The organism is Spirillospora sp. NPDC052269 (assembly GCF_040679435.1).
Lineage (GTDB): Bacteria > Actinomycetota > Actinomycetes > Streptosporangiales > Streptosporangiaceae > Spirillospora.
On sequence record NZ_JBFAUU010000013.1, the window covers coordinates 319,614 to 335,985 of the forward strand.

Genomic DNA, 16,372 nt, shown 5'->3' on the forward strand with positions numbered 1-16,372 from the left:
GCCGAGACGGCCGCCGCCGCCTGCAAGGACGCCCGGCTCTCCGCGCTCGTCGGCGTGCTCGACGAAGGCGGTCCGCACGCCCGCAGCAGGCCGCACGGCCGCCCCACCCCGGGAGGCTCGGATGAACGAACACACCGAGGCGCTACTGCTCGACGTGGTGGAGCGCGTCAAGGCAGCCATCCGAGCCCAAGACTGTCCCGCCATCGTCGTCCTGGATGGGCGTCCCCGGGTGATCCTCAGCGACTACGACTACCTCCGCGGCGACGCCACCGCCCGCGCCTTCGAGCTCCGCGCCGCCGAGAAGGCCAAGCGAACCGGTGCTACCCGCTGGGCCTTGGCCGTCCCCATGGTCTGGCTCATCACCGAGCACGCCATCGCCACCCGCCCGGTCTCCAACCACCCCCTGCGCGAGGGCGAGCAGGAGGTCATCATGTGGACCACCGGCGACCTGACCGAGGGCGTCGACTACGGCCGAGTCCCTTACACCCGCCGGCCCGGCGGCAGCCCCGTCTTCGATGACCTTGAGGTCGCCACCGCCCCCCTCCGGCCTGCTGAAAACACCGTCGGATTCGCGTTGCTGCAGAGGCTCATAGATGAGTTGCATAAGTAGAGCGTCGCTTCTGCCTGGAAGCCAAGAGGGCTCGGAACGCACGAACTGAGTTGATGTCAGGAGCTAACCAGGCGACGGTGGGGAAACATTCAGCTGACGCCCAGTTACGGTTGAGGTATTGCTAACCTGCCCGGCAGCTTTCGAGAAATCTTGCTCAGACGGGCAACGGTGCTTGCGTGGGGCAACGGCAGCAAAGTCTTCATTCCTGCTATGCCCCCGCTTCGCCCATCACTAAACGTCACCATTTGGCCGCGGCGATGGTCACGCTGGGGCCGTGCCTGGGGGATGCGGGAGGCGGGTGCCAGCGCAGCGATCAACCGTAGTGACTACGGAGTGCGTTCGCCTTCCAGGTGATCGTTGGGTTAGGACGCTACAAGCTGAGTCGCCGCTTACCTCACTGTAGTGTGACGCACGTCACTAATGATCTTGACGCTGAGTCGCGACTAGTTGCCATGGGTAACAATCTGGGTCATTGCTTCATGAAATCTACCAAGTGTCCGATTTAAGTAACGCGTAAAGTAACTTCGAGTTCGCTTGATGTAGTGATGTGACCTACGTCACTTGTTGAGGAGTGTTGACTACTTTGCGTGGCTTAGATACATTTCCGCCGTTCGGGAAGCTTTGCTTGCAGTTTCGGTACTTGTCATTGTCATGGCGAGGTTGCTGTAGCGCTCTGTAGTGGCGGTGATGGGTGGCTAGGTTTCGCAACGAGTGTGGCAGCCTGCTGTATCGGCCCTTCTCGGCAGGAGGCGCGAGTTTGGCCGGAAGCTCGGGTTCCGTGCGTAAGCAGGGAAGGCGCCTGCAGCGTTCGCTGTCCGTTGCCCTGACGATGTTGGCCATCACCTGTTATTCCGCTGGGTGTGGCGGAGACACGAACAAGGCATGTGGGCAGATCGAGCGGGAACTGGCCACTTTCAGAGACCGGCCGACCGGTGATCCTCAGTCATCCGCGGCGGCCTTTGAACAGGCGGCGTCCAAGGTGAGGGCGAGTGGCAAGTCCGCCGATGACGCCCACGTGCGCAGCTCAGCTCGGCAGCTGGCCGAGGCATTCGCCGACCTCGCGCGCCGTACTCGATCCCAGTCGACCGCCTCGGCGTCGGCTCCCGACACCAGCGCGGTGACAGCAGCCGGAGCAGAGCTGCGACGAGCGTGTTCCCGATAGCCGGCCTGTGATCTCCGGGCAAAGGCGGGGCAGCCCTCCCGCCGCACCGACCAGTAACCCCCGAAATCGCGAGTCCCTGTCACACACTCGCCCGAAGTCCTGCACTGGAGGCCCGTGTGGCTGGTAGACGCTCCGCACCTTCGAGCGGTGGAGTATTCCGCTCACTGGGGGCGCGCGCGACCCGTTTGAGGACGCTGATAGCAGCCTTGGCTCTGCTGCTTCTGGTTGCCCTGCTTCAGGTCGTGACTCCGGTCAGCCAGAGGGCTTCTGCGGACACCTCACCCGATACCTCGACTGAAGCTGGCGCGCTCGCGGAGGCGAAGTCGTCGGGCAAGGAGGTTGAGGTGACCGGGTTGCGCAGCGAGACCCGGGAAGTGGTGGCCCAGCCGGACGGGCTCCTTGAAGGTGTCGAGCACCTGCGGCCGGTCCGCACGATGAAGGGCGGCAAGTGGGTCGGGGTTGATCCGACCCTGCACCGGTCGGCAGACGGGGCCATCGCTCCGGCCGCATCCACCGTCGGCTTGACGTTCTCCGACGGTGGGTCAGGCCCGCTGGTGAAGATGACCCGCGCTGGCCGGCAGATGACCTTGACCTGGCCCAGCGCGCTGCCGAAGCCGACCCTGGACGGTGAGACCGCGACCTACCCGGAGGTTCTGCCGGGGGTCGACCTGCAGGTGCGTGCCGATGTCGACGGGTTTGGCCAGGTGCTGATCGTCAAGACGCCTGAGGCGGCGGCCGACCCTCGCGTCGCCCAGATCAAGCTGGGCCTTGACAGCGGCGGCCTCACTGTCACCCAAGGGCCCGATGGGACGCTGAAGGCGACCGACAAGGGAACCGGCGGCACGGTGTTCGCCGCCCCCGCTCCCCACATGTGGGACTCGGGACAGACCAGCACCCCGGAGTCACCGCCCTCCTCATCTCCGTCGCCTTCCCCCTCGGCGACCTCCTCGGTCACGCCGAAGCTGCGCAGCGAGACTTCGCCGAGCACGAGTCCGACTACGAGCCCGACGGCAAGCCCTTCGCCGTCTCCCACACAGACCGGCAACCCCAGTCTCACCGGCGGCGACCCAACCGAGGGCGCACCGGACGGGGCCAAGCACGCGCCGGTCGGCGTCAGCGTGGCAAGCTCGTCCCTGACCTTGACTCCCGACAAGTCCTTGCTGACGGCGTCCGACACCAACTTCCCGGTGTACATCGACCCGTGGTGGCAGGGCACCCCGCTGAGCACCGACTCCGGCGGCGAGTGGGGCATGGTCGGCAGCTACTACACCAAGTACAAGTTCTCCTCCAATGAGGGCGTCGGGTTCTGCGACGCCTCCTATGACAGCAACTGCGGTCGCGACCAGACCAAGCGGATCTGGTACCGGTTCCCGATCGGCAAGTACATCGGCAAGGACATCAGCAGCGCCTACTTCACAGCCAACGAGTACGCCGCGTCGCAGTGCCCGAGCACGACCGCCCGTCGGATCAACCTGTACCGGCCCAAGGCGGGAACCGGCTTCAACTCCAACTCGACCTGGAACTCCACCGACGACGGCGACCACTTCAACACGCTGCTGTCGTACCGGAACTCCACGCTGTGCTCCGGGCTGCCCGCCCCGATCAAGTTCGACAACTCCGACGACGCCAACTCCACCAGCAAGACGGCCAGCTACCTGAAGGAACGGCTGAACGGGAAGATCAACACGATCCTGTTCGCGCTGAAGGCAGGCAGCGAGTCGGACATGCTGTACTACAAGCGGCTGACCACCAAGGCCGAGCTGCACATCACCTACAACACTCGGCCGAACAAGCCGACGCTCAGCAACATGAGCATGGTCAACGGCGGTGCCTGCACCAACTCCGACGGCTCGCTGCGCTACACCCGCGCGAAGCCGGCGATGCTGAACGACCTGCCTCGAGTGTGGGCCAAGAAGATCACCGACCCAGACGCCAGCCAGGGCGACACCGTCCGTGTTCAGTTCGGGCTGTCCTGGGACGCCGGCGACGGCACCGGCTGGAAGAGCAGGTGGGTGTCGAACTACACCCTCTACCTGGCGAGCGGATCCAGCTTCAGCTGGGGCCTGGACAAGCCCTCCCCGGCGGTGACCATCCCGCAGAACACGGTGATCGGCTGGCACGTGATCGCCAACGACGGCAAGTCCAGCAGCGCGTGGAGCTGGCAAAACGGCGGGGACGACTGCTACTTCAAGTACAACACCTCCTCGCCCAAGGTGGACGTAACCTCCACCGACTATCCAGCGCTCAACCCCGACAACCCCGATGACCCGCCGTACGGCGGTGTCGGTCAGTACGGAGCCTTCACCGCGAAGGTCAACGCCAACGGCGCCGGTGTCAGCCAGGTGGCCTGGGAAATCAACCACGACCAGCGCAGCAGTGGCACCGCCCCAGTGGTGAACGGAGTCGCGACGATCAACGCGATGCCGGCCAAGGCAGGCGAAAACGACCTGAACGTCACCGCCACCAACAGCTACGGCACCAGCAGCACCACCACCCACCAGTTCCGCGTCAAGTCCGGCTCGAACCCCAAGGCGTACTGGAAACTCGACGACGCCGAAGGATCGACCAGCCTGGCCGACTCCGGAACCGGGAACCCGGCTGCGCCGGTCGCCCTGAACGGCGGCGTCACCCTGGGCAAGCCCGGCAAGATCGGCAAAGCGGCCAGCTTCAACGGCACCGACGGCACCGGGCAGACCACGGGGCCGGTGATGGACACCACCAAGAGCTTCGCGCTGTCGGCCTGGGTGCGGCTCACCGAGAAGACGCTCTACCATTCGGTGATCAGCCAGGCCGGTGATGCCACCAACGGGCTGCTCATGTCGTACTCGCCCGCCAAGGACCGCTGGACCTGGATCCTGCACCACCCCGACGGCACCGACGACGCCATCGCCTCCGACCAGGCACCCGTGCTGAACCAGTGGATCCACCTGGCCGGGGTCTACGACTCGGTCACCAAGCAGATGGCGCTGTACGTCAACGGCCAACGTCAGAAGGGGACTGCCACCCACCAGCCGTGGGCCGCGAACGGGCCGCTCTACATCGGTACCGGCTGGACGCCTACGGGACTGGCCGCCAAGTGGCAGGGCGACCTGGACGATATCCGGCTCTACGACCGTCCCCTGGGCGATGGTGAGGTTGGCCTGCTGGCCACAGCGCGCCAGCAGATCACCGGACGTTGGCACCTAAACACGGCAACCGGCTCGCCTCTGGCCAGCCCCAACGAGATCACCGGCGGTGCACCGCTCACGCTCGCAGGCCAGACAAGACTGGTCACGGGCGACCCCCTGATTGATCCGTCAGTAAGTCCGCTGGTCGCCACGGACGGAACCTCCGAAGTGGGATCGCTGTCGCTGAACGAACAGGGCGGAACCGACGGCACTGCCACCACCACCCAGACCATCGACGGTAGCCACAGCTTCACCGTCTCCACCTGGACCTGGGCGGCAGCCGAACCGACCAAGGCCATGACCGCCCTCAACCTCGCAGGCACCAGCGGCGACGGACTCACAGTCCGCTACCTGCCCGGAGCCGGCGATGAAGAACACCCCGGAAAGTGGGAAGCCGCACTGGTCGGACGCAAGACCGACGCCACAGCCAGCACCACGAACCTGGCCCACTACGTCGGCTGGAACACCGACCACGGAGACGGCTGGCAACTGGTGACCGTTGTATTCGACGCCGTCAAGCAACGGCTCACCCTGTACGTCAATGGGGAGCAGCAGGACTCCAGCGACGAGGACACCACCGACGACGGCTCCATCGTCGAACTGGTCTCGGGCTTCACCGGCACCTCACCGGTCCGCCTCGGCCGCACCGCTGCCGGAACCGAGCCGTGGAGCGGGCGCATCGATGACCTCTGGACCGTCGACGGTGCACTCAGCGACGACGAAGTGACCTGGCTGGCGTCCATGACCAGCGAACTGGACGCCGACCAGATGACCTGACCCATCAGTCGCCGTGTGAGCCGGGCCGGACAACCGGTCGGGCTCACATGGCCCCTTCGACTTGGCTTGCTCAACCCCTGGCCCCTCTCGGGGCAGCATGACGACGCGCGGAGGACATGGTGAGACTCGCCGGACGCAGATCTGCGGGACGCCTCAGGAAGGCGAAGCTGTCACTAGCGGGTACTGGGCGAGTCCGCCGTCACACTTCAGCCGCCGTGGCGGTAGTGGCCGCCGCCTCGTTGCTGACGCCAGTCCCCGCGCTGGCAGCCCCCTACCGCCCATATGCTCCGGAAGCTGACCGGAAAGTCAAGGGCCACAACCTGAAGGCCAAAACACCGGACATCAACACACGTGGCTTGGTTAAGGCCAAACCACAGATCGTGTGGCCGAAAGCCTCCACCAACCAGGTCACTGTGCCCCGTTCCGGAGCCCCAGGCATGGCCCGGACCGTTCTGGCCGCACGTGCCGGAACCTCTCCGGTCTCGGTCACCGCGCCGGGACAGACCTCCTCGGAGAAGAAGCCCCTCAAGGCTGGCGGTGCTGCCGCGGGCCAGGTGCAGGTGACCATTCTGGACCAGGCTGCGGTGGACAAGGCCGGCGTCAAGGGAGTGGTATTCACGGTCGGCCGCACTGATCAGCCAGCCTCCGGAACCGGCAAACCCGGTGCGGTCGGTGTCCGGCTGGACTACTCCGGCTTCGCCCAAGCCTTTGGCGGCGCGTACGGCACCCGGCTGCGGCTGCTCCGGTACCCAGGATGCGTGCTGACCACGCCCCAGCGCCCCGAATGCCAGAAGGCCGTCCAACTTCCATCGACCAACGACGCGACCAACCGAATTCTCAGCGCCGATGTCGAAGCTGCCCCACTCAGCACGCCTTCGCCATCACCCTCGCCGTCGGCATCCCCGTCCGCTGCTGGACAGCCGACCTCATCGAGCTCGCCATCTCCTAGCCCAACGGTGAGCCCGACCAGACCGCTGCAAACCAGGCGCACTGCAGTCGCCCCGGCCGCTGACAGCGCCCAGCAGCCCACAGTCCTTGCTGTCGCGGCGGCCTCGTCAGGCACCAACGGCAGCTACGCCGCCACCGACCTGGCCCCCTCGGCGACCTGGAATGTCGGCGGCAACACCGGCGACTTCAACTGGTCGTACCCGATGAAGGTCCCACCTGTGCCCGGCGGGCTGACGCCCAAGCTTGCTCTCACCTATAACTCGGCCAACACCGACGGCCGCACCAGCAACACTGGTAACCAGCCTTCCTGGATCGGTGAGGGCTTCGACATGTGGCCTGGCTACATCGAGCGCCGCTACGAATCCTGCAAGGACGCCGGAGCGCCCAAGGACTCAACCAAGGGCTACCCCGGCGACCAGTGCTGGGGGTACGACAACGCGACCCTTACCTGGACCGGGAAGGGGGGCCAGCTCATCCCGGACGGCAAAGGCAAATGGCACCTGAAGGACGACGACGGCACCCGGATCGAGAAGCTGACCGGAGCCGATAACGGCGACAACGATGGTGAGTACTGGAAGGTCACCACCAGCGACGGCGTTCAGTACTACTTCGGCCGCAACACCTGGACCGCGGGCAAGCCCACCACAGGCTCCGCCTGGACCGAACCGGTGTTCGGCGTGCACTCCGGTGACCCCTGCAACAAGTCCAGCGGATTCGCCGACTCCTGGTGCAACCAGGCATACCGATGGAACCTGGACTACGTGGTGGACCCGCGCGGCAACGCGATCGTCTACTACTACGGAAAGGAGACCAACTACTACGGCCGCAACCTGTCGGCAAGCGACGAGACCGCCTACACGCGCGGTGGCTGGCTGGACCACATCGACTACGGCCTGCGCTCCGACAACCTATGGCCCGCCCACGCCCCCGCCCGGGTCGACTTCCAAACCGCAGAGCGCTGCATCTCAGCCACCAGCAGCGACTGCAACGCCTCCAACATCACCGCCCACCCGGAACTGTGGCAGGACACCCCGTGGGACCTGCACTGCGACTCCGGGCAAGACTGCAAAGACAACCACGGCACCCTCGCGCCCACGTTCTGGTCCCGCAAACGCCTGACCAAAGTCACCACACGCGTGGCGAAGGACGACGGCTCGGACTGGCGCGACGTCGACTCCTGGAGCCTGACACACGAGTGGCGTGACGCGGACGTTGACCGGGACCTGGTGTTGTCCGCGATCCAGCACACCGGCCTGGCCGGGACCGACGCCGGCGGTGACCTGATCAAGTTGCCCGCAGTTCAACTCGGCTACCAGCAGATGGCCAACCGCGTTGACGTTGAGGGCGACTACTTCTCCACCTTCATCCGCTATCGCCTGCAATCGATCGCCGACGAAAACGGCGGCCAGACGATGGTGTCCTACTCGCTCGAGGACTGCGCTCCCGGCAAGTGGCCCACGCCGGAATCCAACACCAGCCGCTGCTTCCCGGTCATCGAGATTGATCCCACAGGGACTTGGGACTCCGAAAAAACCGTCACTAATTGGTACAACAAGTACGTCGTCACGTCCATCAAACAGACCGACCTGACCGGATACGCCGCCGACATCCCTGTCACGACCTACGACTATCAGGACGGCGCTGCCTGGCATTACGCCGATGATGACGGGCTGACCAAAGCCAAGTTCAAGACCTGGTCGCAGTACCGTGGCTACAGGAAGGTCATCACCCGCACCGGTCTCGTCAACAACCTGATGACCCAGAGTGCCGCGTACTACATGCGCGGTATGGACGGCGACCGCAAGGACGCCTCCGGTGGCACCAAGAGCGTCTCAGTTCCCGACGGTGAAGGCACCAGCTACCCGGACCACGAGTCGGCGCAGGGATTCCAGATCCGCACCGAGACCTTCGACAAGGCCGACGGCGCCATCATCGGCAAGACCGTGGCCGAACCGTGGCACAACCAGACCGCCACCCAGACGCGGTCCTGGGGAACCGTTACCGCCAACCAGACCGGTACCAAGACCACCCGCGGTTTCAACAAACTGTCGAACGGGTCATGGCGGGAAACCAAAACCGTCAACAATGCGTTCGACTCCATCACCGGAGCCCCGACCGAGAGCGACAACTTCGGCGACGTCACCAAGCCGGAAGATGATCAGTGCACCACGACCAGCTACGCCCAGAGCGGCGATACCAGTGCCTGGATCGTGAGTCTGCCATCACAGGTACAGACGGTCGCTACCACTTGCGCAAACAAGAACAACGTCGACTACACCAAGCAACTGGTCTCCGCCAGCCGCACGTACTACGACGGCAGTGCCCTCGGCGTTGCACCGACGGTGGGACTGGTCACCCGCACTGACAAGGTCTCGACCACCACCACCGCATCTCAGCTTGCGTTCGTCCCGGCTGCTAAGGCCAGCTACGACAGCTACGGGCGGCAACGGACCTCCGTGGTCGCGGACAACACCACCGGCACCGAGGTGGACAAGACCACCACCACCAGCTACACCGCGTCCACCGGCGGGCTGACGACGGGGGTATCCACCAGCCAGCCGCCCGTCACCATCAACGGCACTTCCACCGCATTGACCACCAGCCAAACCATTGATACGGCCACGGGGCAGCCGCTGACCAAGACCGATGAGGGCGGCAAAACTACCAACCTCCGCTATGACGCCCTCGGCCGCACCAGCAAGGTCTGGCAGCCTGGCCGCGCCTCTGCTCCCCGTCCCGACTATGAGTTCACCTACCAGGTCGAACTGGGAAAGATCGTCGCGGTCGGCACCACAACGCTGCACAACGACTCCACTCCGACCACCAGCTACACCTTCTACGACGGACTGCTACGCCCCCGCCAAACCCAGACGCCAGGCCCCAACGGCGGCCGGTTGGTAGCCGAGACCTTCTACAACGCCCTAGGTAAACCCGCCCGCACCTACAACACCTACTACGCCGACGGTGCGCCAACTCCCGCCCTGTTCGGCGTCGACACTCCCGGCAACGTCGAGTCTCAGCACACCTACGACTACGACGGCCTGGCTCGGGTCACCGCCGACCATTTCTGGGTCGGCCAGGGCAGCCGCGCGGTGGAAAGGTGGAAGACCACCACCGACTACAACGGTGAGTCCACGACGGTCACCCCACCCGAGGGCGGCACCAAGACCACCGCCCTCACTGACGCTCAGGGCCGCACCGTCGAGACACGCCAGTACACCGGCACCGGCGCCAGCGACTACCTGTTCTCCAGCTACACCTACACACCGACCGGCAAGCCAGCCACCATCACCGGGCCAGGCAAAGCCGGAACCATCCCCGCCACCACCTGGTCCTACGACTACGACGTCCGAGGCCGGAAGACCTCTCAGACCGACCCCGACTCCGGCACCACCCACAACGCCTACGACGACCTCGACCGCCTGACTCAGACCACCGACGCCCGCGGTAAGAAGATCGCCACCAGCTACGACAACCTCGGCCGCAAGGCCGCTCTCACCGACGTCACCAGCGGAACCCCGGGAACCAAGCTCGCCGACTGGACCTACGACACGATCGTCAAGGGCCAGCCCACCAGCAGCAGCCGCTACATCGGAGACCTGACCTACACCACTGCCGTCAGCCTCTACGACAACCTCAACCGCCCCACCCGCACCTACGTGCGGATCCCCACCGCCCCCGGGCAGGACAAACTCGCCGGAACCTACATCTTCGGCAGCAGCTACAACCTCGACAACACGCTCTCCGGCCAGTCCTACCCCGCCGCTGGCGGCCTGACCGCAGAGACCGTCACCGTCGGCTACGACGGTGACCAGCTCGGCCGGCCCATGAAGCTGACCGGAATCGTCACGGGCGCCCGATACTCCTACACGGGCAAACCCGAACAGCTCGAGCTGTCCACTGGCGGCAAGCACACCTGGATCACCAATACCTACGAGACCGGCACCGACCGCCTGCAGACCTCCATGACCGAGCGCGAGGACATGGCCGGTCTGGAGCGCTACGCAAGCTACGGCTACCAGGACGCCGGCGGCATCAAGTCGATTAATGACACCAGTCGCGCTGGCATCGACAACCAGTGCTTCACCTACGATCCGCTCGGCCGCCTTACCGCAGCCTGGGCTCAGGGCACCGCGACCTGTGCCAGCGACGCGTCCACCGCCACCATCGGTGGACCCGCCCCCTACAAGCAGACCTTCGCCTACGACGCCACCGGCAACCGCGCCGAAGAGAGCTACGCAGACCCCGCTACCTTTTTCACCCGCACTTATACAACCCCCACCGTCGGTCACCGAATCACCGAGGTCACCCAGACCGGCAGCAACGCCGGCACCAACAGCTACACCTACGACGATGCCGGAAACGTCACCGAGCGCGCCGTCGGTGGCAAGACCGAGAACCTGACCTGGGACAACGACGGCACTCTCGCCAAGATCACCGACGTCGGTGCCGGCGACACCACCTTCGTCTACGATGCCACCGGCAATCGGCTCTTGCAAAAGGACGCGACGGGAGCCACCCTCTACCTGCCCGGCATGGAACTCCGCCAAGCTGTCGGCGCCAGCGCCGCCACAGCCACCCGCTACTACGGATTCGGCGGCGCCACGGTCGCCCAGCGCACTAGCGACAGCAAGGTTCTGTTTCTAGCTGGCGACCATCAGGGAAGCGACCAGGTCCAAATCGACGCGTCCTACACCGGTACTGACCCCGCTCAGGGCGCCGCGCTCCGCCGCCAGCTCCCCTTCGGCAGCCCCCGCGGCACCAACACCGGAACCTGGATCGGCACTCGCGGATTTGTCGGCGGCACCACCAACCCCACCAGCATCCCCCTGACCCACCTCGGTGCGCGCGAGTACGACCCGGCTCTCGGCCGCTTCACAAGCGTTGACCCCGTCTTCGACGGCGGCGACCCGCAGTCATGGAACGGCTACGCCTACGCCGACAACACCCCCGTCAATTCCTCCGACCCCAGCGGACTCTGCCCACCCGACCGCTGCGGCAAGGGGATCACCAACGTGGGCCAAGACCACCCGACCATGACCGGCGGCTGCGGCCTGGACTGCGGCCCAGCCCCCGACTGGTCGGACTACAACGACCATGGGTCCGGCACTGGACCGGGAACGGTGCAGGTCGGCACCAGAACCATTCACGCTTCAAGCCCGGCCAAGTTCCGCAGTGCGCTCCTTTCCGCACTGAAGAACATGACGGCGAAGAAAAAAGAATGGGTCATTGGCCACTACGGGTTTCCCAACTGCAACATCGGCGCCAAACTCGGTATCGGCGACAGTCAGAGTTCTTGCTCGCCCGGCGAGACTGACATGTACTCGCGTCTCGCCGACGAAATTTGCTCGGTCGGGGGGTTTAAATGCGACCCGGCGAGCGGTGCAGGCTACTTCCAGATTGGCATGGACGGCTTCACGCCAGGACGCGACGGCGCCGCCGGCTTGAGCGCTACCGGTGGTCTGGGGCGCGGAAGTTTCAAGGGGGCCGGGAGTGCGACCGGCTGCAACAGCTTCGTTGCTGGCACCAAGGTTCTCATGGCAGATGGGACGAGCAAGCCGATAGAGCAGGTTCGTACCGGCGACAAGGTTTTGGCGACAGATCCAAAGAGTGGGCGCACCAAAGCGCAGAAGGTGGTCGCCGCATTTAGTGGAGCCCAATATAATCACTTGATTAAGGTGTCTATCGATGCTGGTGTCGGGTCGAGTAGCTCGGGCTCTCTCGTAGCCACTGAGCATCACCTGTTCTGGGATCAAGGTAAGCGCTCTTGGATTCGTGCAGACTCGCTGACCCGAGGCGCCATCCTGCGGGGCGCAGATGGCGGCGCGGCCTTCGTTGAGCGAATCCAATCTGGGGCTGGCCATCCACGAGTTTATGACCTCACGGTCGAGCGAACCCACTCCTTCTATGTCCAGGTCGATGGAATTTCAGTCCTTGTCCACAACGAAGAAGGCGGGTGCAGAGGTCTCTTCAGCTTCCGTCAGCCCAATTCGGCTTTCCCGCCCGATGCGCGCGTTGCGAAGGCGATGAAGAAGCAGTCTGTGGATGATTGCTATGTCGACTGTTCTGACATCGCACTAAACTTGCGCGATGCGGCGGGAGGGACTGGGAAGATTGTTTCCTTTGTGGGCAATGGTGGAAATCTGCGAGTCGCCGAAGATGGTGGAAGGAGTGTAGTTGACTATACTTTTCACCATGTCTACACGGATGGTCGCTACGCGTATGATCCGAGGCTGAGTCAAACGCCAGTACCATGGGGTGATTACATGCGGACGATGCGCGGGCTGAATCCCGGAGGCATTCGATGGGGGGCGCCGGGATTCTCGGGGCAATTCTCGTGATGGATTCAAATAGAGTCACCAGCGTATTGAAACTGTTCGGTATTCTAGAATGGAGCCGAATCTCGGTCGGAATACATCCAGTGGACGGCTTGTATCAGCCACCTATGGTGATCTGGCGGTATATTTCGCCGGACGATCAAACGCGTGCGATATTTGCTCAGGCCATTGATTCCTTTGCAGGGGAACTTGAGTGGGCCGGAGGTTTTACCCGAAAGAATTGGAGCATGATGCCCGAGAGGCTGCGCATTGCATTTGAGGAGCGCGATCCAAATGCTGAGGTCGGTGCGATGGCCAGCATTAAAGATGCTGATCAGGGCTTCTGTGAGGCGGCCAATTTGGATCTCGAGCGACTACTGATTAATTTGGAGGATATGTGGCGGAATGGGGTGCGTCGATCCCGATAGAATCGGCGCGATGATGACGTGAGTGCTGCCCGATGACCTTCGGATTTTCGCGGCCAAGTGGAGTACTTCAAATTCGGAGCTGGGGCGGTGCGAGGATGAACGTCAAGTGAGGGCTGGGCCCGTGGTCGAGTATTGCGCTCCATATTCTGAGCTCAGGGTTTGGGGGTTCGTGCTTCTGGAGCTGGGAGTACTTGTCCTGATGCTGGTTTTGGATCAGGATTTCCACTTTCGGCTTCCCTGGCTGTGGGTGGCCGCCTTGCTGGTAATCTTGCTGGCCGCCGTACATACATGGTGGCGGGCCAGGCGGGGGTTCACCCTCACTGATGTGGGGATGATCTGGCACAAGCATCAGATCTCCGTGCCGTGGTCGAATGTGACGGCTGTGGATATGGCCGACGGGCGCATCATCGTCCGAGTGGCAGAGCTTGGGCAGCTGCGAGATGGCCGCGCGTTCGCCGGGATCACCGACTCGTTCTGGAACCTGCGCCGGTTCGGCGGGCCCATCGTGCTGAGGACTCGTTGCCTCAGCGTTCCGGCTGAGGACTTCGTCGCCCAAGCGGAACGGCTACGCGAGGCGTTTGATCGAGGGAACCTGCGTCAGCGGCCCAGTTCGCGCGCTGCTCTCCTCTCGACGTCGTTGAACATTGGGGGCGTGGTCCTCGCGGTGGTGGCGATGATGGTGTTCGACCTGCCACTGGAGAAGGGGATGGTCGCGCAGCGCATCGGAACTTTGGAGTTTCAGTACCGGCCCGAGGGCCCCGATTCCGCCTTCGCCGCCCAGACGCTGACAGTTGCGAACTGGGAACGCCTGGCCGTCGCACCGACCTTGGCCCTGACTCCTCAGGACGAGAAGGGACGGGAGGTCCGCGGTGTCACGGTCCGGACCGCCTTCGGGGCCGATCGGGGCCTGCTGGTCGTGCCGCCCCGCGGCAACACCACCGAGATCCTGGCCTTCGACGGTCCCAACTCCGGCGCGGTGCGCCGAGTGAAGGTCGCGGTGCGTGGTTCCAGTTACGCCGATGGCCCTGGGTTCCGTGTCGGGCCGGCGCACGCGAAGCCGGTCGACCGTTCGGGTGCGCCGTTGGAGCTCGGGCGGGAGTTCGACCGTGTCTTCGTCACGTCACCGGCCGCTGAGGTTCGGGTGATGTGCATCGTGTGGGAGCCTCGGCGTGGTGGCCGTGGCCAGCAGATGGCCGCCGCCTACGACTTCGGTCATACACGTAGCAATGGGGTGGGGGCGAAGACTCTTGCTGTTCCCGCTGCCCTCCGCGAGCATTCTCCCGAATGTGGGACGCTCGCCGCTGTGTTCACTACCCCTGAACGCCCGTAGCCGCCGACCTCGAACCACACCCCTAGCGACCGCTGCCAAAGGAGGAACTTCACCCTCGCTCTCTGTTGCCTGGCAGGATGGCGATGGACCAGCTCATCGTTGGCTGGGAGCGGGGCGGATGCCGCCGATGTACTGCGACTCGTAGTACGCATTTCCGGCCCACCTTGTGATTTCGATGGTGCGCCCCGTCTGGGGTGCGTGGATCATGCGTTTGCCGTCGAGGTTGAGGCCGACGTGATGGATGGTGGTGGGGTTGATGGGGTTGTTGGCGAAGAAGATGAGGTCGCCGGGCTGGAGTTGAGTGCGGGGGACGTGGGGGCCGTCGTGCCATTGGGTGTCGGTGGTGCGGCTGATCCGGATTCCGGCCTTGGTCCAGGCGTATTGGGCGAGGCTTGAGCAGTCGTAGCCGACGGTGTGGGCTCCTTGGTCGATGCCGGTGCTTGGGCCGCTTGGTCCGCCGCCGCCCCAGGAGTAGGGGACGCCGAGTTGGGTCATGGCGGCGCGGATTGCCAGGACGCCGCGGCCTGAGCCGGTGGGGGCGTCGGGCTGGCTCGGGATGTCTTTGACCAGCTGGGTGCAGAGCTGGTCGGCGTCGTCCTGGAACTGCTTGGTGATGTCGTGTCTACTCGGCGGGTGGGGCGCGTCGTGGAGTGAGCGGGTGATCTGGGCGAGGGCTTTGGCACGGGGGAGTTTGTCGGCGGCGGCGACGATCAGCCCGGTTCGTATGTCGTTCTTGGTGTCGGCCGGTAGGTGCGGGGCTGTTGTGTGGGCGCCGAGGGCGCGGACGATTTTGGCGGCGCGGGGTTCGTAGTGGGCGTAGGCGGTGGGGGTTGGGGATCTCTGGATGGTTTGGGCTGCCTCAGTGAGGGGGAAACGCTGCCATCCGTCGAGGTTGGTGAGGCGGGAGTAGAAGGTACGGGCGGCGTGGCGGGGGTTGAGGATCTGTGAGCGGGTGCCGTAGCCGCCTGCGGGCTTCTGGTGGAATAGGCCGAAGGAGGTGCCGTGGTCGCCGGTCAGGTCGCGGCCGAGGTCGGATTCCTGGAGGGCGGTCGCGATGGCGGTGACGGCGGCGCGGGTCGGCAGGTGCTGTTCGGTGGCGGTGCGGATGATGACGCGGGCGTTTACGGCCTGGTTGGCGTCCAGGCCGAGGGGACGGGCGATGCCAGTGGCTTGGGCGATATGGGGATCAGCGGTGGTGCCGGGGCTGGACGCGGCGTAGTCGCAGATGGTGGTGACGGTGTCGGGTTGGTGGGTGAGGTCGTTGAGGTGGGTGCCGCCGGAGGCGGCGCCGGTGACTACGGCGGCGCCTCCGGCCAGGACGCCGCCTGCGGCGGCGAGTTTGATTCCGGCTCCAGCGAGGATCACGACGTGCGTGCGGGCTTGTTCGAGGTCGTCTGGGGCCAGGTGTGGGTGAGGGCGGCGAGCCGGCAGCGTGATGAGTCGATGTCCAGGGGAAGCCAGAAGCGTCCGGCGGGGGCGTCGTCGCCTGGGGCGACGAGGGCGGACGGGCAGGCGGTCGCGATCGGCAGATGGTGGGAGGCGGGGCGGGAGGCCAGCCGTGCGCGGAGGTTGGCTTCGCGGCGCGGGCCCTGGAGCCAGAACAGGACAGGTGTGGTGATGCCGGTGGCCTCGG

Annotated in this window: 7 protein-coding genes; 5 read left to right on the forward strand and 2 right to left on the reverse strand. The window is 64.9% G+C overall.

The window, feature by feature from the left end; genetic code table 11:
* Window positions 1–121: 121 nt before the first annotated feature.
* The 5 genes from AB0L06_RS28100 to AB0L06_RS28120 all read left to right on the forward strand — a co-directional run bounded on the left by AB0L06_RS28100 (window position 122) and on the right by AB0L06_RS28120 (window position 14,739).
* Entirely contained in the window at window positions 122–610 is a 489-nt protein-coding gene (locus AB0L06_RS28100; RefSeq protein WP_500234102.1) for a hypothetical protein, read from the forward strand.
* A 1,368-nt stretch (window positions 611–1,978) separates the two neighbouring features.
* Complete coding sequence (locus AB0L06_RS28105) at window positions 1,979–5,716, forward strand: LamG domain-containing protein (RefSeq protein ID WP_500234103.1); 3,738 nt, start codon at window positions 1,979–1,981, stop codon at window positions 5,714–5,716.
* 215 nt (window positions 5,717–5,931) lie between these two features.
* On the forward strand, window positions 5,932–13,005 hold the full coding sequence (locus AB0L06_RS28110) for a polymorphic toxin-type HINT domain-containing protein (RefSeq protein WP_500234104.1): 7,074 nt from the start codon (window positions 5,932–5,934) through the stop codon (window positions 13,003–13,005).
* Window positions 13,006–13,109: 104 nt separating this feature from the next.
* A complete protein-coding gene (locus tag AB0L06_RS28115) occupies window positions 13,110–13,409 on the forward strand; it encodes a hypothetical protein (RefSeq protein ID WP_500234105.1) in 300 nt (99 codons plus the stop codon).
* A gap of 169 nt (window positions 13,410–13,578) precedes the next feature.
* Window positions 13,579–14,739, forward strand: coding sequence for a hypothetical protein (locus tag AB0L06_RS28120; RefSeq protein WP_500234106.1), 1,161 nt, complete (start codon window positions 13,579–13,581; stop codon window positions 14,737–14,739).
* Window positions 14,740–14,832: 93 nt separating this feature from the next.
* On the opposite strand, the gene AB0L06_RS28125 is transcribed toward AB0L06_RS28120, so the two are convergent.
* Together AB0L06_RS28125 and AB0L06_RS28130 are read right to left on the reverse strand one after the other, a co-directional pair.
* The gene (locus tag AB0L06_RS28125; RefSeq protein WP_500234107.1) at window positions 14,833–16,104 is read right to left on the reverse strand and encodes a C40 family peptidase; all 1,272 of its coding nucleotides are present in this window, start codon (window positions 16,102–16,104) and stop codon (window positions 14,833–14,835) included.
* Window positions 16,101–16,372 (reverse strand): hypothetical protein (locus tag AB0L06_RS28130; protein ID WP_500234108.1); only part of this gene is annotated, 272 nt, incomplete at its 5' end. The genes AB0L06_RS28130 and AB0L06_RS28125, both read right to left, overlap by 4 nt.

Excerpts from the sequence above, each read along its gene's own strand:
- AB0L06_RS28100 (WP_500234102.1), top strand. The coding sequence starts at position 122 with ATGAACGAACACACCGAGGCGCTACTGCTCGACGTGGTGGAGCGCGTC.
- AB0L06_RS28115 (WP_500234105.1), top strand. The coding sequence starts at position 13,110 with ATGGTGATCTGGCGGTATATTTCGCCGGACGATCAAACGCGTGCGATA.